The 18,355-nt window shown below is 61.8% G+C and carries 16 protein-coding genes, 2 tRNA genes and 1 pseudogene; 2 read left to right on the forward strand and 17 right to left on the reverse strand.

Translation table 11 applies throughout. The features are described 5' to 3' along the window. Nucleotides 1–2: 2 nt before the first annotated feature. The 8 genes and pseudogenes from ACVWZA_RS09715 to ACVWZA_RS09750 all read right to left on the reverse strand — a co-directional run. Nucleotides 3–344, reverse strand: a pseudogene (locus ACVWZA_RS09715) (SNF2-related protein); the annotation flags it as partial. A gap of 257 nt (nt 345–601) precedes the next feature. Continuing rightward, nucleotides 602–1,735, reverse strand: coding sequence for a Fic family protein (locus ACVWZA_RS09720; protein ID WP_457310997.1), 1,134 nt, complete (start codon nt 1,733–1,735; stop codon nt 602–604). Nucleotides 1,736–2,004: 269 nt separating this feature from the next. Next, nucleotides 2,005–2,089, reverse strand: a tRNA-Leu gene (locus ACVWZA_RS09725). Nucleotides 2,090–2,283: 194 nt separating this feature from the next. After that, on the reverse strand, nt 2,284–2,757 hold the full coding sequence (locus ACVWZA_RS09730) for a MucR family transcriptional regulator (RefSeq protein ID WP_457310998.1): 474 nt from the start codon (nt 2,755–2,757) through the stop codon (nt 2,284–2,286). A gap of 340 nt (nt 2,758–3,097) precedes the next feature. Continuing rightward, the gene (locus ACVWZA_RS09735) at nt 3,098–6,685 is read right to left on the reverse strand and encodes a M1 family aminopeptidase (protein ID WP_457310999.1); all 3,588 of its coding nucleotides are present in this window, start codon (nt 6,683–6,685) and stop codon (nt 3,098–3,100) included. A 9-nt stretch (nt 6,686–6,694) separates the two neighbouring features. Then, entirely contained in the window at nt 6,695–7,588 is an 894-nt protein-coding gene (locus ACVWZA_RS09740; protein WP_457311000.1) for an ABC transporter ATP-binding protein, read from the reverse strand. Nucleotides 7,589–7,715: 127 nt separating this feature from the next. Continuing rightward, a complete protein-coding gene (locus tag ACVWZA_RS09745; protein ID WP_457311001.1) occupies nt 7,716–8,045 on the reverse strand; it encodes a hypothetical protein in 330 nt (109 codons plus the stop codon). A 3-nt stretch (nt 8,046–8,048) separates the two neighbouring features. Then, on the reverse strand, nt 8,049–8,798 hold the full coding sequence (locus ACVWZA_RS09750; RefSeq protein ID WP_457311002.1) for a queuosine precursor transporter: 750 nt from the start codon (nt 8,796–8,798) through the stop codon (nt 8,049–8,051). Between the two features lie 60 nt (nt 8,799–8,858). On the opposite strand from ACVWZA_RS09750, the gene ACVWZA_RS09755 reads away from it, so the two are divergent. Beyond that, nucleotides 8,859–8,935: transfer RNA gene (locus ACVWZA_RS09755), tRNA-Arg, on the forward strand. Nucleotides 8,936–9,026: 91 nt separating this feature from the next. Here the strand turns inward: ACVWZA_RS09755 and ACVWZA_RS09760 are convergent. From ACVWZA_RS09760 to ACVWZA_RS09800, 9 genes are all read right to left on the reverse strand, one after another. Further along, nucleotides 9,027–9,764, reverse strand: coding sequence for a hypothetical protein (locus ACVWZA_RS09760; RefSeq protein ID WP_457311003.1), 738 nt, complete (start codon nt 9,762–9,764; stop codon nt 9,027–9,029). Further along, nucleotides 9,761–10,297, reverse strand: coding sequence for an SRPBCC domain-containing protein (locus ACVWZA_RS09765; RefSeq protein WP_457311004.1), 537 nt, complete (start codon nt 10,295–10,297; stop codon nt 9,761–9,763). The genes ACVWZA_RS09760 and ACVWZA_RS09765 overlap by 4 nt, the downstream gene beginning before the upstream one ends. Beyond that, complete coding sequence (locus tag ACVWZA_RS09770) at nt 10,281–10,625, reverse strand: ArsR/SmtB family transcription factor (RefSeq protein ID WP_457311005.1); 345 nt, start codon at nt 10,623–10,625, stop codon at nt 10,281–10,283. Before ACVWZA_RS09770 ends, ACVWZA_RS09765 begins: the two co-directional genes overlap by 17 nt. A gap of 290 nt (nt 10,626–10,915) precedes the next feature. Continuing rightward, nucleotides 10,916–12,103, reverse strand: coding sequence for an RDD family protein (locus ACVWZA_RS09775; RefSeq protein ID WP_457311006.1), 1,188 nt, complete (start codon nt 12,101–12,103; stop codon nt 10,916–10,918). Beyond that, nucleotides 12,103–13,119: a stage II sporulation protein M gene (locus tag ACVWZA_RS09780; protein WP_457311007.1), complete on the reverse strand. Its 1,017-nt coding sequence runs from the start codon at nt 13,117–13,119 to the stop codon at nt 12,103–12,105. Before ACVWZA_RS09780 ends, ACVWZA_RS09775 begins: the two co-directional genes overlap by 1 nt. Then, entirely contained in the window at nt 13,116–14,426 is a 1,311-nt protein-coding gene (locus tag ACVWZA_RS09785; RefSeq protein WP_457311008.1) for a DUF58 domain-containing protein, read from the reverse strand. The genes ACVWZA_RS09780 and ACVWZA_RS09785 overlap by 4 nt, the downstream gene beginning before the upstream one ends. Then, entirely contained in the window at nt 14,423–15,379 is a 957-nt protein-coding gene (locus ACVWZA_RS09790; RefSeq protein WP_457311009.1) for an AAA family ATPase, read from the reverse strand. The genes ACVWZA_RS09785 and ACVWZA_RS09790 overlap by 4 nt, the downstream gene beginning before the upstream one ends. After that, on the reverse strand, nt 15,376–16,587 hold the full coding sequence (locus tag ACVWZA_RS09795) for a DUF4350 domain-containing protein (protein WP_457311010.1): 1,212 nt from the start codon (nt 16,585–16,587) through the stop codon (nt 15,376–15,378). Before ACVWZA_RS09795 ends, ACVWZA_RS09790 begins: the two co-directional genes overlap by 4 nt. Further along, nucleotides 16,584–17,282, reverse strand: coding sequence for a DUF4129 domain-containing protein (locus ACVWZA_RS09800; protein WP_457311011.1), 699 nt, complete (start codon nt 17,280–17,282; stop codon nt 16,584–16,586). The genes ACVWZA_RS09795 and ACVWZA_RS09800 overlap by 4 nt, the downstream gene beginning before the upstream one ends. 159 nt (nt 17,283–17,441) lie before the next feature. Here ACVWZA_RS09800 and ACVWZA_RS09805 point away from each other — a divergent pair, with 159 nt between their 5' ends. Continuing rightward, entirely contained in the window at nt 17,442–18,242 is an 801-nt protein-coding gene (locus ACVWZA_RS09805) for a hypothetical protein (protein ID WP_457311012.1), read from the forward strand. Nucleotides 18,243–18,355 lie beyond the last annotated feature (113 nt).

Raw genomic sequence — 18,355 nt, forward strand, 5'->3', positions numbered from 1 at the left:
TTTTACAGCGGCGTTGCAGTTAGCAACAGTTTGTGGCGCTCGGATAGGGCGGTTTTCAGGGCGTTGGCGATAACATTGGACGGTTTGTAGGCATTCCGCAGCCGATGGGCTTCGTCGATCACAACGAAATCCCAAGGCGTCGAATGCACGTTAGCCGCCTTGTTTCGGGCAAATTGATAGGAACAAATGACAACACTGCCGTTTACATCGAAGGGTCGAAAATCGCCCGCTTTGATGGCAGCGTTGTATGACTTTGATTCGATGATGGAGCAGGGAATGAAGAACTTCTCGTTCATTTCCTGATACCACTGCTTTCGCAGGTTGGACGGGGCGATGATCAAACACCCGTCGCTTCCCCTCGGCCCATCTTTGAGAGATGACTAAGCCCGCTTCAATAGTTTTTCCAAGCCCGACCTCATCAGCAAGCAAAGCACCCTTTGATAATGGTGAGGCGAACGCGAAAAGTGCGGCGTCAACTTGGTGAGAATTCATATCCACCTGCGCGCCAGCGACGGCTACGGCCAACTTGTCGCTGCTGTCGGATGATCGACGCCGCACAAGATCGCTCTCCAAGTATTTTGAGTGATAATCTGTAATCATTTCATTCGTCACTTGCACTGTGATCGACCGTTATTCCAGCAGCAAGTCGATACCGTGCATAACGACGCTCGCCGCTGCGGATCAGCGCCCCCTTTTCAACCAGGTCGTTCAAATCGCGCGTCGTAGTGGCGAGACTGGCATCTGTGATCGTCCGATAATTCTCAGCACTCAAACCGCCCGCAAAACCATCCGGCCCTTCGCGGAACATACGGAGCAGGGCCTTTTCCTGACGTTCGTTGATTTCGCCGCGCAAGCGATCGAGCAGTCGCGTCTTGTCGATCAGGAAGCGGATGCGGGTGATCGTCCGCGCCTGCGCCTCGATGACAATATCTGCAAACCACATCAGCCAGGCATTGATGTCGTTGCTCTGGCTGCCAAGCTGAAGCGCGGCGTAATAGGCTTTGCGATGGCGATGGATCGTTTCCGAGAGTGCCGTCAGCGTCGGGGCAGCAAGGTTTTGGGCCAATGCCTTTTCAGCAATCGCGCGCCCGATCCGGCCATTGCCGTCTTCAAAGGGATGGATGCTCTCGAACCACAGGTGCGAGATTGCGGCACGGGTGATCGCGGGAAGCGGGTTTGATGACGACGGCGCGCTATTGTTGAACCACGCTATGAAACGGGACATTTCCATCGGGACGGCATCTGACGGCGGTGCCTCGAAATGCACACGCGGCGCATGGAGTGCGCCCGAAACGATCTGCATTGCATCTTCGTTCGTTCGGTAGCGCCCCACATTAGCAATGTCGCGGCGCCCGTTCATCAGCATGGCGTGCCATGCGAATAGAGTCCGATCGTCGAGCGGTGTAGCATGGCTGCGATAAACATCGGCCATGAGTTCGGCGGCTCCGGCCTCTGCCGCGCTTGCGCGGCGCTGGTCGGCGGCAAAGCCCAGGTGCCGTGCGAGCGACGACTGGACACTGGCGCGGTCGAGGATCTCACCCTCAATGGCTGAGCTATAGACAACCTCCTGCGAGATGAGTTCGATGGTCAGGCCATCGCGCTCATCGGTGTCGAGGTGGTGGAGCGCACCAATAACGACGCCGGAGCCTTTCAGGAATTGCTCTTCTGACGCGCGGATGCGTTCCGCGTCGAAGCGGAAATCCGGCCAGTCGGGAAGTTGCCAATTCCAGCGCATGATCGATAGGATGCCTTTCTATCAATCACGACATAGCCTAATTATGATTGATAAAGCGATAGCCAGTCAATCACCAAAGACGCATTGTCGCTTCGCGAGGCCAATTTGTGGCGATGGCCGCATCCCGGATGGGCTGCCAAGTGCCAGCATGACAATGCGTTCGATTGTCATTTCGCGCAGCGGAGCGCGGGACGTGCGACCCCATGCGATCCGCCGATGCAGGCTCCTGTCCCCCGTGCGGCGGACTTTACAGAGCCTGCTATCTTGGATGGTGCGGGCGGTGGGAATCGAACCCACACTCCTTGCGGAACGGGATTTTGAATCCCGCGCGTCTACCAATTCCACCACGCCCGCATGCCGACTGGGCATTTTCAAGGCCACTGATCGACGATGAAAAGGCCTATAGGCGAGCCCTTCGCAGATTTCCAGAGGGGAATTCTGGCAGTTACGGGCTTGCGGAATCGAGCGCGCAGAGCGTCGATGGGGTCCGCAAGCCCGCGTCTGCAGTAGCTTCATTTCCTCAGCCACCGGGATTCGACGGCGAGGGCTTATGCCTTTGGCGGCGTTCCCTTGGCCGGTGTCGCGACACCCAGCTTCCGTCGCCCCTTCGGCGCGGCAGCCGCGGCGGGCTTTGCCTTGCGCCCTAATCCGATCTTCATCGCCAGTGCCTTGCGCTGCTCCGAATAGGCCGGGGCCGTCATCGGGTAATCGGCGGGCAGGCTATAGCGCGCACGGTATTCGACGGGGGTCAGTCCATGCTGTGAGATATGGCGCTTGAGCATGCTGTAGGATTTTCCGTCGATCATCGAAATGATCTTTGCGGGATTGGCCAGGCTCTTGCGCGCCGTCACTGCCGGGACGAATACCGGTGCTTCCGGCTCGACTTCCTCGCTCAGCGCTGACAGGGCATCGTGAACCGACGTGATCATGCCGGCAATCTCACCCGTGCCAACGCGGTTGTTGCTTACGAAACTTGCGGCGATATCGGCCGTGAGTGCCACCAGCATTGCAGGATCGTTCATTCGATAGTCTCCAATTGTCGGCGATATTACTCCGATACGCCGCAAATGCCAAACCTCCCAACATTGTTCAATGCACGCCCGCATCTTCTTCAGCGGGCGAGTATCGCAAGCCGGGGCAATGCGCGGATAGCCGCACGCCCGATTGCCAGCCCGCGAATGACCGATCCTCAGTGCAGGCGACACGCTGCACGTCGGGCAAGCGATAAAGCCACGACTGCCGTCGACAATCGCCATTACGGCTTGACCCGCGCACATGTGCCACAAGCGACGGTCTGCCGGCGGCGAGCCGCCCTTCGACGAGGTTAGCGCGAACGGACGAGAGGTGGGTGTTCTGTCCCGATCAACTGGTCGTGCCGACGACATTGTCGTCGCTGTTGCGGTCGATATATTTATTATAGGGGTCGATGCCCGCGAACAGCGGCTTTCGTTTCGATATCACGCGCACGACCTGCTGGCCGGATTTGACCGGCATTCGCTGCATCGAGATGACATTCTTCGCCGCGAACGAGCCGATGCCCGGCCGCTGATCGAACAGGCCGATATCGATGCTGTCGATCAGTGGAGCCTGTTTTTCAACGCCCGTGCCATTGGCATAGAATTTCGCCGCATCGATCGTGATGCTCGTCTCGAAAGAGCCATCGGCAAGCTTGCGCGTCGTTGCCGTCTTCGCCTTCAGATCATAGATCGTGATGCGATCGAACAGATCGAGCACCAGTTGTCGTTCAGCCGGCGTCCGCGCGATCGACAGGAAGCCGTTCACCAGGTCGAGCGAGCGCGCATAGGGCTGGCTCTTGAAGCGGTATTTGTCGAGCAGGCCGGAAAGCATCTTGTTGACCCGATCCTCGCCCAGCCGGTCCTGCAGCAAATACATCACGACCGCGCCCTTGCGGTAATGGATATAAGGCTGGTTCTCGACCCGATCGAGCGGCAGTTCCTCGATCCGCTCGCCACCGCGCGAGCGCAGATAATTGTCGAGTTCATACTTCAGGAAACGGCGAATCTTGTCCTCGCCATAAAGGTGTTTCATCACCATCAGCGAAGAATATTGCGCCATCGTCTCGACCAGCACGGTGCCGCCCTGCATGTCCGCGCTGATGATCTGGTGAGCCCAATATTGATGGCCCAGTTCATGCGCGGTGACATAGGTCACATAGTCGATCTTTTCGGGATTGCTGGCGTCGGCGAGGAAACCGATCCGTTCGGAATAAGGAATGGTTCCGGCAAACGCCTGCGCGAAGCTCGCATAGCCGGGAAATTCGATCACCCGGGCGTAATCGAACTGGTAAGGTCCGAAATTCTTGCGGTAATAGCCAAGCGACAGCTTCATCGCGGCGAGCATACGATCGACATTATAAGCGTGTTTGGCATCGTACAGTACCGACAGGCGCACGCCGTCCGCCATTTCCGATTTCTCGGCATAGCGCGCTGACTGGATCGAGAAGAACGCCAGGATCGGAGCCTGCGACACGAAATGGGCGGTGCGCCGGCCGGCAGCGACACTGTCCGAAACCTTGCGGCCCGGCGCGATCGGAGTCTGATCCGCGCTGGTCGACACGGTGATGTCCGAGCGCACCCAATCGGCATCGCCGACATAGTTGCGGCGCTGGGCCGACACAGCCTCAAGCTTGGCCGGGCGGAGTTCAGGTGTGAGGCCGTATTTGCGGCGCTTGACACGGTCGCTGAGCAAATTGTCGCGATCCATGCCGAGCTGCGGCGCCAGGTTGGCGTTGTTTAGGAAAGTGCCGTTAGCGATCAGCGAGGTATCGTCGCCGGTGGCGCGCAGGCCCAGCGTCTTGCGCTCCGTCGCGAAGCGCAACGTGCCGGTCGCACCGGGGGCGAGCGGCGTCGCGAAGCGATAGATCCGATATTTGAAATCCGCGTCGTCCATCGCCAGCGTCGCGCCAGGGATCTCGATCGAGACGATCCGCGTCTGGTTGTCAGGTAGACGCACATGCAACGCCGGCACCGGTGCGCCGGTGTCGTTGACGAAGGTATAGCGTCCGGTCGTCTCCGCGCGCCGTTCCTCGGGGTAGAGTGCGACATTCATGGTGATGTCGGTCAGGGACGGCTGCCTCACTGCAGCGTATTTAAGATATTTCTTCTCATAGTCGGCGAGCCGCCGATCGCCCTGTTCCGGTGTGCGATAGATGTTGAGGACGTTCATGTTGTAATAAAGGAAGCCGCCGGTCACTGCGGCGACGACCAGCGCGACACCGAGTATCGCACCCGATGGACCGGCCAGGCGGCGCGGCAACTGCGCGAGGCGTGGCCGCAACCGGGTCTCGGTCCCGCGCCGCCACAACAGATGCGCGAGCACCGCCAGCACCACCGCGAATGCACCCCAATAGAGCCGCAACCACCAACCCAGCGCGCCGCCGATCTGCGCGCCATTCATGTCGGACAGTTGCAGGCTGCCAGTAGTGCCGTAATTGTACAGCGGATGGTCGAAGCCGATGTTCGACAGGGTGATCTGCGCGACGAGATAGACGACCATGATCGCCCATCCGACATATTTGTTCGGGCTGAGCGCCTGGACGAACACCGCGAGGATCGCGAGAATCGCCATATCGACAGTTTGCGGCAGCAGATACCACGCAAAATACTGGCCGAGCGCCAGTTCGGTTTGGCCCCGTACCAGCTGCACCAGGATCGCCGCGACGACCGAGATCAGCAATGTCGCGAACAGCACGCCAGTGACCGCCAATGCCTTGGGCACCATATAGCCCCAGTTGGGTAGCGAGGTTGAGTCGATGATCTCGTGCATCTTGCGCTCGCGGTCGCGCCACACAAGTTCGCCAGAATAATAGATCGCGATGATCAGCGGGATGAACACGAACGACCCGGTCAACGTACCGATCAGCGCAAAGGTACGCGGGTGCGGCGCCGTGCCGTAAATCTCGTCGGCAAGGATCAGGCCGAGCACGGCATTGAACAAGCCGATTATCAGCAGCACGAAAAACGCGGGACTGCGGAACACCAGCCGCATCTCGAACCGACAGCGCGTCCAGAGCCGCGCCCAGGCGGCATCGGCAGGGCGTACCGGCGGCAATTTGGCGACCATCATCGGCAGCGTCGCGGCCAGTTTGGCCGCCGTCCGCGCCTGTTTGCGGAGCTTGCGCTTCGACGCGCCGCGTTCGGAGAAGCTGAAACGCGCATAGGCGAAAACCAACGCAGCCAGGGCGATACCGAACCAGATCAGGCGATTGATCATCAGCATGGCGGCGAGCCCGACCGTCATGCCATTGGCCTCGCTCGCGGTCCAATAGCGCGTGATGTTTCTGACCGCGGCAAGCCCGAACGGTTCGACATAACCGGCGAACTCACGCAGCTCGGGCTTGGATTGTAGCGTCACGTTCAACGCGGCGTAGAGCATCAGGAACACGACGACACCGAGGTAACTGTACATCATCGATCGCGTGATCGTCGCGGCCGCAAAGAAGATCGCCGAGGTCAGAAAGATATTGGGCAGCGCAAGCAGGAAATAGGCGTGAAGATAGGCGCCCCAGCGGTTCGGCCCAAGCGTCTCGGAATCGACCCAGGGCATCAGCGATCCGAGCCAGATCGCGAACGGCACCGCGGCAAAGGCGATCGCCGCGGCAAGAAACGCACCAAGGAACCGCGCCATCAGGTAATCGAGTTTACTCACCCGCGTCGACCGGACCATGGGACCGAAGCCGCTTTCATCGTCACGTACGATCACATTCGCCACGAACGCCGTGGTCACAAACATGAAGAACAGCGACATGATCTGCGAGGTCAGCGCGATTGCGGCGGGCGAGTTCTTGTGGAGGTTGCCGCCGCCACCGATCTGGATCTGTTCCACCGTTACCGACCCGAAGGTCAGCAGAAAGAACAGGATGGCGACGACCCAGAAGACCGGGTTGCGCAGTTGATACCGGAGCTCGAAGCTGGCGATCTTGCCGAACATCGCGGGCGCTCAGGCGGCTGTAGCGACGGGCGCGCGGCGGGTGCGTGCGAGCGTCGAGAAATACACATCCTCCAGCCCGCCATCGACCAGCTCGAACCCGTCACCAGGGTCGGACGGCGACAGGACATGGACGATCGTGCGGCCGGCAAACAGACGGGTCGAGATGACCTCGAAGCGCGTGCGATATTCATCCAGCCGGTCACGGTCGATCGTGTGCGCCCACACATTTCCGCGTGATTGCTGGATCAATTCGAGCGGCGCGCCTTCGAGCTGGATCTTGCCGGCAGCGAGCACCGCCATGCGGGGGCAAAGATCGGCGACATCCTCGACGATATGGGTCGACAGGATCACCACGACATTCTCGCCGATCTCGGCGAGCAGATTGAGGAAACGGTTGCGCTCCTCCGGATCGAGGCCGGCGGTCGGTTCGTCGACGATGATCAGTTCGGGATTGCCGATCAGCGCCTGGGCGATGCCGAAGCGTTGGCGCATGCCGCCTGAGAAACCGGCAATGGCCTTTTTGCGGACCGACCAGAGATTGACTTGTTCGAGCAGGGTCTCGACCGTTTCCTTGCGCTCGCGCGCCGAGGCGACGCCCTTCAGCACCGCCATATGGTCGAGCATGTCGTACGCCGACACGCGCGGATAGACGCCGAAATCCTGCGGCAGATAACCGAGCCGTTCGCGCAATTTCTCGGGCTGGGCGATGATGTCGATCTCACCGAAGCGGATGCTGCCCGTTGTCGGCGTCTGCAGCGTCGCGACCGCGCGCATCAGGGTCGACTTACCCGCGCCGTTGGGGCCGAGCAAGCCGAACATGCCCTTGGGAATACTCAGCGTCACATCATCCAGCGCACGCGTTCCGTTCGGATAGACATGGGTTACGGCATTCAATTCGAGCACGTGGATTCTCCCCCGGGGCCGATCGATCTTAGCGCGTGTATTAGAAAGCTAAAGCACTAATTTTCGTGACCTTTCGCGCGATCAAATCTCCCGCATAATGACAGATTACGACACCTGACCCCAGAACCTATCTGGTTCGCCCAAACCCTTGGAACAACCTTGTCCGGCGGGCCAGGATGAGGATCACGCTTGGCCAGAACATCGTGTTCCAAAGGTCATGGAAATTGGCGCCGAAATTCTGCGCGATGCCGTCGGTATAACGATCGCGGATATCCCAGATTTCACCGAGTACCGCCGCCACGGCCACCACCAGCCACGGTTTCCAGCTGCGCAAGCGCCAGCCGAAGAGCAACGCCGACCCGAAGAACAGACCGAGCGCAACGTAGATATGCAGCGCATCCTTGGCGAGGTGCAGATGGTTCACGAGCCATAATTTGGTGGTTTGCAGCAGGCTCACCGGTCAGACACGCGCCTTGAACGGGGTGAACTCGGTCCCTTCGTCGAACACGTCGATCCCCTCGCGGCGCTTGAGGAAGCCGACCACCGCATAGGTCACTGGCGTCAGGATCACTTCCCAGCCGACTTTCAATACCCATTGCGTCACGAGGACGGTCAGCACGAGGCTGGTCGTCCACCCCTCGACATACAGAAAAGCGAGCGGATAGAAGATCAGGCTGTCGATCCCCTGTCCGGCCACGGTCGAACCGATCGTGCGCATCCACAGATGCTTGCCGCCGGTCCATATTTTCATTTTGGCCAGCACATAGGAATTGACGAACTCGCCGACCCAGAAGGCGCAGAGCGAAGCGAAGACGATACGCGGCACCTGACCGAACACCGTTTCATACGCCGCCTGGTTGCCCCAGCTTGGCGCCGGCGGCAGGGCAACGACGACCCAGGACATCAATGCCATGAACAGCACCGCGGTCGACCCGGCCCAGATCACGCGGCGCGCACGCGCATAACCATAGACCTCCGTCAGCACGTCGCCGATGACATAGGAGATCGGGAAGAACAGAATGCCTGCACCGAATGGCCAGGCACCGATCCAGGGTAGGTTGAACACCGCGACTTTCCCCGCGCCGAGCACGTTCGACAGCAGGATAATCGCGACGAACGCGGCCATCACGAAATCGAAATAGCGCAATTGCCCCCCGGCAATCTCGCGCGCCGAAACGGGCCGTGGCCCGAGATTTCTCCTATCGCTCATGAGGGAAGTTATGAAGCTGGTTTCACCCGCGCGCAATCCGCGCTAACCGCATCCCGTTGCGCGCCCGTAGCTCAGTTGGATAGAGCACGAGACTTCTAATCTTGAGGCCGCAGGTTCGACTCCTGCCGGGCGCGCCAGATACTCCTCAACCCTGCAGGGCAACACGGTGGGGCTTGGTATTTCTCGGCAACCATGATCGCGGCCCGCGAAAGTTCGGCCATCCGCGCATCAGTCGCCGGCTTTTGGCCGACGAGGGTCGATCGCGTTGGCGGCAGCGATTGTCCGCGCCGCAGCGTCGATGATGACGGGATCGCCATGTGCTGGAACGACGATCGTGGGCGGCGCTTCGGCCAATGACGCAGCGATCGAATCGAGCCAGGCGGTCCGGTCGGCCACATAGACCAGTTCCGGCTTTGCGTTGGCGCGAAACCCCAGGCCGCTTCCGAAAAAAAGCGTCGCGAGCAAACGGAGCGGCAGGATCTGATCATCGGGTGCCATGTTCGAAAACTGATCGCCCAACCACCAGATGTCCGCACCGTTCGCGGGCATGTGAAACAATATATCGGGCGCCTTCATCCCGTCGGGCAACAACCAACGGGCCGGTGCGAAGCGTGCAGTCAGCTCCTCCAGCGGAAGATAGGATATGCCGGGTGTTTTCTTCGCGAGCCGAGTCATTGCGCCTGCAGGCGCGTAACTCGACGCCGTGGTGAATCGGGCGCGCCATTCGGCCTGGCCCATATTGTGAAAGGCATTCGGCGCGATCAGCGCACTCACGCCGCCCCGCGTCATGAAAAAGCCGAATACCTCCTCGGAGGGGTTACGGGGCGGACTGATAACTGCCCAGCTTCCGTCACGCAGTTTCACGCCGACCGCATTGCACGTGCCGGGGCCGAAGTCATATTTCAACCATATGATCTCTCCGTCTGCGGTGAGCGGCAGCCAGCGGTCGGCAGCAGGCTTTTTCATCCGGCGACAGCCAGATCAGGACTGTTTATGTCGCCGCGTTCAATATCTTCGAGAAGCAACTGGAACCGGTCAAGGCTCTCGCCGATCCCATTCCGAAACCCTGCCGCAACCAGACGTTCACGGTCTTCGGGCGAAGCGAAGCACGTTTGCAGCACGACACGCGTGCGGGCACCGTCGTCTTCGAACGTCACGGTGTGAACCATAACTCCGAGAGGTCGTGAAGGTGACAAAGCGGGAGAATCCGCATTCTGCGTATCGCTATAGACCAGACGCTCATTCTCGATCACATCGAGAAATACGAATTCGTTCGGATAAATCGTCCCGCTCGCGGTCCGCATGTGGATACGCCATTTGCCGCCCGGCCTGACATCCATTTCGCAGACCGGATTGGTCGCGCCGGCAATTCCCCACCACAGGGAAACATAGCCAGGATCAGTCCACAGGCGATAAACCAGATCGCGAGGCGCGTTGAAGATTCGCGTCAGCGAGATCATTGGCCCCGGAACGCCGCCGTCGTCATGATCGTGGGTCACGAAGCTTCCCTTCCGCAATCTGTTCTATGACGTTTTCGATGCCGTCAAATCGGTCGTTCCACAGTTTCCGGTAGTCGCTTAGCCAGCCATCCACATCTTTCAGAGGCTGAATCCGCAGCTGGCTGGGGCGGCGCTGCGCATCGCGGGACCGGGTCACGAGACCGGCATTTTCGAGGACGCCGACATGCTTGGAAACCGCGCGGACGCTGATCCCGAACGGTGTGGCGAGTTCAGCAACAGAAGCTTCGCCGATCGCCAGCCGAGCCAGGATCGCGCGACGCGTCGGGTCGGCCAGAGCGGAAAATGTCGAGCTTAAAGTGTCTATCACGCAGCACCTGTGGTTCTGGAGCTATTCAGTTCCATGATCTCGCGTCCCCCGTGTCGCCCCAATATCTTTGCAACTCCTCGATTTGCCAAAGGAGGTGCCAAACATGGCTTGGGGTCGTAGCGTGAAGTGACGAGCTCATTGTGCCCAACCAAATGGTTCCGGAACCATTTGGTACTATAGCTGCGAGCGTTGAGTGTCAAGCTGGCGCGCAATGTCGCGTCGCAAGTCGGCAGCGTGCGATAAGGCCCGGCAGTTTCCCGACAGCTTGCCCATATACGGGCAAGCAAAAGTCACATGTGGCGGCTGCCGATGGCCGTTCCACGTTCGATACGCGCGCTCAGCGCAGCCTGATAATCGGACAGGAAATGAAAATCGTCGCCCGCGGACTTGACTGCCGGCTCCGTGACCCCGGCCCTGGCGCGGATCATCGCGGCGACCGTAGCGATCGCTTCGGCATTGCCCGCGCGCAGCACATCCTGCAGCTTGCGCAGTTCGAATTCGCCGTACAGGCTCAGTTCCACATCACTGAAAACCCGACGCGGCCGCGTGATCGCTCCTTCGGCGCTGGCGCCCGATATGGGGCCGACCGTTCGCCCATCGCGAGAACTGGCGAATTTGTCGGCGCGGCGGCGGCCGACCATCATGCCGCGTTCGAGCCGGGCGCACAGCGCCGCGTAATAGTCCGAAAGGAAATGGAAATCGTCGCCGGCGCGGTGATAACGTGAATCCTCCATGCCCGCCTTGGCGCGGATCGTTGCCGCGACCGTCGCGATCGCGTCGTCGCGGCCACCGCGGAGCACATTTTCGAGCGTCTGCAACTCGAACTCGCCGTAAAGACTCAGTTCGGCATCGGTGAAGGTCCAGCGAGGGCGCTCGGTGGCGCCGACGATGTCGGCACCGAGCTCACCACTGACCGTGCGCACCACCCAGGTTCCGGCGACGAGATCGCCGACACGCAAGCGGTCGCGGTTGAACAGCGGGAAGAACAGGAAGATCCCGCTCCACGACAGGGCAAAGATGACCAGGAACGAGTCCGCCATACCCTGCGCGGTCTGCGCGGCCAGGAAGGATAGAGGCAGGAACACCTCGATCTCGCGCATCGCGTTGCGCGCGAGCACTGCCCCGCCGGTCAGTCGGGCGCCGTCCCGCGCCACGACGCGCAGGCCGAGCAAACGCTTGCCAGGCGTCGCGCCGCGTCCGCCCATCTCGAACAGCACGAACCAGCCGTTGCGCAGGATGAAGAAGCCGATCAGCCACAAAATGGCCAGCGCCGTGGATTCGCTAGCCACGAACAGCAATGTGATGATGATCGTGAGCACGATCAGCACGACGAGGATCGCGACCGCATCGATCATGAAGGCGGCTGCGCGCACGCCCGCCCCGCCCAGCTCAAGCTGCAGATCCACGCCTTCGGGCGTGACGAAGCTGCGGCGCATCGATTTCGGACCGCGATCCTTGCGTCGGAACGGCCAGCGCATCAGACTTTCTTCCGCGGCAGATAGAAATAAACGATCCAGCCCGCGAGCATGGCAAGGCCGATCGCATAGCGCGTACCATCGACATTGACCGTCTGCCGCCCGATCCCTTCGAGCAGGCCGGCAATGGCAAGCATCACCACCGCCCCGGCCATCGCGGTCGCGCCGGCACGCCCGGCACGCATCGCGGCATCGCTGCGCGAGTCGCGCCCGGGAAAGGCGATCGCGGTGCCGATACGGATTCCCGCAGCACCCGACAGAATGATCGCGAATATCTCCGTCGTGCCATGGATCATCAGCCAGCCGGCGAATTCGAACCCAAGCCCCTTGGCCGAGAACACCGCCATGATCGCGCCCATCATCAGCCCGTTATAGAGGATGAGCAGCGCGGTCGGCACGGCGAAAGCGAAGCCGAGCGCGAAGGCAAAGATCGCGATCTGAGCGTTGTGCGTGAAGAGGAAGGTGGCGAAGGTCGCCAGCCCATCCTGTTTGCTGTCGTACAATGTCGCGCGGAGCGATTCCGCGGACGCGGTCGGATCGCGCCCCTGCGCCATTTCGCCGGGCATCAGGCCGAAGAACCAGCCTGGATCATTGGCGACCAGCAGATAACCGACGACCGCGCCGGCGATCGTAAGGAGCAAAGCGACGAGCGTTTCACGCCAGATCGCTCGCACCGAAGCGGGCCAGCTATGCGCGAAGAAGCGGCCGAGCTGACGCAGCGCCGAAGTCGGCACGCCGTAAATCTGAAAATAGGCGCGCGTGCTCAGTTGTTCGAGATAGGTCACCAGCGCGCGATCGAGCGAAGTTTCGCGCGCGATCGACAGTGACGACAGCGCCGAACGATAGAGCAGCGGAAAGGCAATCAAATCATCGTCGGACAAAGCCCGGACCGATCGCTTCTCACATCTTTTGACCAGCGCCTCCAGCCGTTCCCAATTCGCCGCGTGCGCCTTGCGGAAACGGTTAGCGTTGACCAGCACGGGCTGGGCATCGAGCACGGCGGAGCTGCGGGTACTCACAACAGGTTCCTCCGTTTGAGATCGACATAACCGGCGACCAGCCGCTCCCCGACCCTTTCATACTCGCTCTCGATCACATGCACGCCGAGATGGTGGAGCTGGGTGAGTACGACGCGGCGATCCTTGAGCAGGGCGGCGGCGGTGATCGCGCGCGTCACGTCATCGACATCGCGCGGCTCGCGGTCGGCGATCGTCTCGACCTCCTCATCGCGCAGCACGACGACCAGCAGCAAATGCGTCTTGACCAGCCGAGCGGCGGCGCGGACCAGGAATTCGGCAGTGGTCAGGTCGGTGAATTCGGTGAACAGCACGATCATCGATCGCCGCGTCAGGCGCGAGCCGAGCGTGGTCAGCGCGAAGGTATAGTTCGTCTCTTCGCTACTATAGTCGATGCCGGCGGCGAGTCGCTGCAGTTCGGCGAAGGAGGCGGCGCCGGAAATCAATCCGCTGGCGATGCGTGGGCGCGAATCGAACGCGTGAAGCGCGACACGGTCGCCAAGCTTGAGCGCGACCCAGGCGGTCAGCAACATCGCCGATACCGCGCGGTCGACGCGCGGCAGGCCGGCGACCGGCTCCGACATCTGACGCCCGGCATCGACCGCAAAGACGATCTGGTTGTTGCGTTCGGTGCGAAACTCCTTGGCGTGGAGCTTTTGATGGCGCGCCGATTGTTTCCAGTCGATCGCGCGCCGGTCCATACCGGCGCGGAATTCGACCAGGGATTCGAAGTCGGCGCCGTCGCCGCGATCGATCTGTGCGATCAGCCCCTGCAGCGCGTGGCGCTGAAAAATCTGCGCGCCGCGCTGCTCGACCGGGCGAATATCGGGCAGGATCGGAAAATCGATATCGATCGCAATCGAACGCTGCTTCCAGGCAAGGCCAAGCGGGCCGCGCCAGCGCAACCACAACCGGTCGATCCGCACGTGCCCGCGCCGCACCGCGGTGAGCGGCAGGAACGTCGCCCCGCGGCCGGCAGCCAGCGGCACGACGAGCCGCCCATCATCCTCGGTGGTGAACAGCGCATTGGCGGCAATCGCCACCTCGGCCGATCCGGGTGCATGGTTCCCGGTCAGGACCACGCTGACCTTGGCATCGAAAGTCGCACCGACGCAGACGCTCGGCACCTTGTCGATCCGCGCCTCACCCTTGCGCGCGCCGACAAAGGCGTCGACCGCGGTCAACAGCAACACCGCCAGCGGCCATGCCAGACCGGCATACCAGATCGAAGGGATGAACACGGCGACCATCAGCGCGACGGGCGCCCCCGCCACCGCCGCGAGCACCGCCGCTCGCGTCGGATAAATCAACGCGGCGCCTCGATCGTCTCGATGATTCCGGTCACCACGTCCTCGATCGCGCGCCCGTCGATCTCCGCCGCGGGCGAAAGGATCAGGCGGTGGCGCAACAGCGCCGGCGCGAGATGCTTGACGTCGTCTGGGATAACAAAATCGCGGCCGTCGATCGCCGCACGCGCGCGCGCCGCACCGGCCAGCATCGCGCCGGCGCGCGGGCTCGCACCGCTTTCCAGGTCGGCGACATCGCGCGTGCTGCGGATCAGCGTGGTGATATAGTCGATCACCTCGTCGACCAGACGCACCGCGGCAACGGTCTCGACTGCGGCAGTGATCGTTGCCGCATCGGCCTTGCGCTCGACGCCCCAATCCGCCGGCGACATCGCCGACTGACGCGCGCCATGCGTGGCGATGATGCGGCGTTCTTCGCTCGCGGACGGATAATGGACGGTCTGCTTGAACAGGAACCGGTCGAGCTGCGCCTCGGGCAGCGGGTAGACGCCCTGCTGCTCGATCGGGTTCTGCGTTGCGACAACCATGAAGCGCGCACCAAGTTCCAGGCTGTCGCCGTCGATCGTCACGGTGCGCTCCTGCATCGCCTCAAGCAACGCTGCCTGGGTCTTTGGCGGCGCGCGGTTGATCTCGTCGGCAAGCAGCAGATCGGTGAAGATCGGCCCCCGCGTCAGCGTAAAGCTCGAGGTCTGGAAGTTAAACAGATTGGCGCCGATAATATCACCCGGCATCAGATCCGGCGTGAACTGGATGCGTCCGAATTCAAGCCCGACAACCGCCGCGAAGCTGCGCGCGAGCAGGGTCTTGGCGGTGCCCGGCAGCCCTTCGAGCAGAATGTGACCGCCCGAGAACAGGGCAACGAGCATCAACTCGACGGTCTCTTCCTGCCCGACCACCGCCTTGCCGATCTCGGCACGGATCGCCGCGGCGAGGTTGCGCACTTCTTCTACCGTCACCTGTTCTTCTCCCATAACCATAGATGCAGCGCCTGCGCCGCCGCGAAGACCGACCGCCGATCACGCGCGCTTCGTGCGTTTTCGGCAAGCTCGGTAAAGCGTTCACGCCTCCCCAATCCGTCCAGATAGGCATCGAGCGCGCCGTCGCGCAGCTGTGGCGATACGCCGAATACGGTGACTGCGCGCTCGCGAATCGTGTCGACATAGCGCGGGCCGAGCATCGCCTGGCGTCCCGCCTTGCGCACCAGCATCGCGGCATTGTCGATCAACGCCGCCTTGCCAAAGGCGATCGCGCGCTCGCGCGACCGCGGTGATCCGAAGCGCGCAACGCCCTGCAAAGCCGCCAGCAACACGGCGACAGCGACAGCGAGCGTCATCGCCAGGAAGGGCGGTTCGAACAGCAGCTTGAGTGGGCTGCGCGAATGGCCGAAACCGTTCAGCGTAACATCGAACAGGATCGATCCCCCGTCGGCATAATTCAGCGAGTCGAGCAGTTCGAGCGCCGACTTCGCTTGAGTGGCATTGGCCATGCCGATGTTCGACAGCAGGTCCGGATCGGACAGCACGAAAAGATCGCGGCCGGGCAGTCGGGCAAGCACGATGCGCCCGTCCTGGTCGGTGATCAACGGGACGATGCCCCGTCCGGAAATGGTCTGCAGCGGGCGCGGCGCGAACAAGCGGATACTCTGCGGCAGGTCGGTCGAGATGCGTAGCGGGCGGCCACCGCTTGGGTGGCGCACTGTATGAAGTTTGTCCGCCGGTGCGAGCACGCCGTCGGCTTCGACGGTCGACTTCAATCCGGTATAGTGGGCCCAGCCGCTGTGCAGCGGATCGACCTTGGTGTCCCATTTCGGCAGGACGACGAGCGTCGGCCGCTTACCGCGTTGCGCCAGGACACCCGACATGTCGGTCGCGCCTTTCTCGGGGGTCAGGACGACGAGGTTTCGCGTGTTGAGCAGATGTTCGTCGCGCGTCACTTGGGGATTGCGGCCGGTCGCCCTGGCAAGGCGCACAATACCGCTATAGCCGGTTGCCGAAGTCGACAGCGCATGCGCGCCGCCATTGCGCCCCGAACGCAGGTCGGGGGCGAAAGCGCCGAGCACCAGCGTCGCAACGAACCCAAGGATTCCGACAGCGAGAATCAGCACCACCGTCCGCGTGCGGAACGTCTCTTCGCCGTCGCCCTTGCCGATCGCGATATCGCTCATGCGCGCCACGTGCCGGGCAAGGCGAAATCGGCATAGGCGGCACGCGCCGACTGCCAATCCTCGGCGACGACCGGTCGGCCACCGAACAGGCTCTTCTCGACCAGCCGCGCAATGCCGGCGAACAAGTCGCGCGCCGAGGGTGGGATCGCCTCTGCGGCGGCCAGTTCGCGGCTGGTCAGCGCGGGCCGGACGAGACGCGGGCGGCGGCGGGTGATGTCTTCGACCGAGCGGAACAGCAAATGGTGCACCGCTTCGGCGAAGCGGCCCTGTTCGGCCATCGCGTCGGCCTCGCGCAGCCAGGAGCGAACCGGCGCTGCGTCGGGTTCCCATTCATCCTCGACCGAGCCGACCGTCGCCCGTGCCGCGGCACGCCGTCGCGGCAGCCGCCACTCGCCATAACGAATGCGCTGCCAGGCCATCCAGAGCAGCGTCGCCACAGCAAGCGCGATCACCGACCACAGGAAGATACGCGCATAGGGCGCGTCGGGCATGAAGCTGCTGATCCACTGAAGGAACCGCCCAACGGGGCCCAGCGCATGGCCGAGCCAATTGAAAAAATCCTCCAGCCATTGCGGCGGCGGCGGTCGCTGCGGTGCAGGCCCGAGGGTGAATTGGGTCGACGCATCGGCCTTCAGCGCCGCATGGGCAGCCGCAAAACCATCGGCAGCCGCCTGATGCGTATTCCCCGCGCTCACATCATTCCCCGGCAGCCCCACGCACCAAGGTGCAGATTAGCGGATATGGGCCGCCGTGCAATCGGAATAGGCACTGGACATCGCAAAGGCGTACAGACAATCTGGCAAAAGCCGTGCGAGGGGACCGACGCAAACGGCGAAAATTACGGGGGAAATATCATGGCGACCAATATCGGCGGCGCAACCGACCGCGGCGTTTCAGCCGGCCGCGTGTTCAGCCGCGCATTTTCGACGATGGGCAGCAATCCGGTAACAGTATTTGGCATCGCGTTCCTGTTCGGTGCTCTGCCAGCCGTAGCCATGGCTTATTTCAGCCAAACTCTCACGGCGGCTGCTGAAACAGGAACCACCTCGACCGTGGTATTGATCGCCACGCCTGTCGTTCAGCTAGTACTCGGGATCGCGTTCGCGATGATCGTCCAGGGTGCACTGGTGCGGGCGACCGTCGCGCACAGCGAAGGTCGCGAAGCCAGCTTCGCGGAATCCGCGCTGGCCGGTCTTCGAGTCATCGTGCCGCTTTTCATTCTCGGGCTGCTGCTCGGCCTAGCCGTCCTGTTCGGGCTTACCCTGCTGATCGTGCCCGGTATCATTCTGTACATCATGTGGTCGGTCGCGGCACCCGCGCTGGTCGAGGAACGCAGCGGCATCTTCGGTGCATTCGGCCGAAGCAGATATCTCACCAGCGGCGCACGCTGGCCGGTGTTCGGCATTAATCTGATCTTGCTGCTTGTCATGTGGGCATTCTTGGCGCTGCTCAGCGCGATCATCTTTTCGATCTACGGATTGCAAGGTTTCGCTGGTCTCCAGCAGGGCTTGCCGATCTGGTACCTGATCATCTCCTCCGTCATTTCAACGATCTCGACGGCAATTTCGACCACGATCCAGACGTCGGTCTATGTCGAGTTGCGCGACTGGAAGGACGGCCCCGCGACCGAAGCCCTGTCGGATATCTTCGCCTGATCTTGCGCGGCGACATCCTGGGCTGGAAATTTTGAGCCGGGTCTGTCGATGAGCACGAGTGCCGCTTGATTGTCGGCATTTGATCGGCCACGCATCGATCGACAAACAAGGGA

Source organism: Sphingomonas sp. UYAg733, assembly GCF_054057355.1.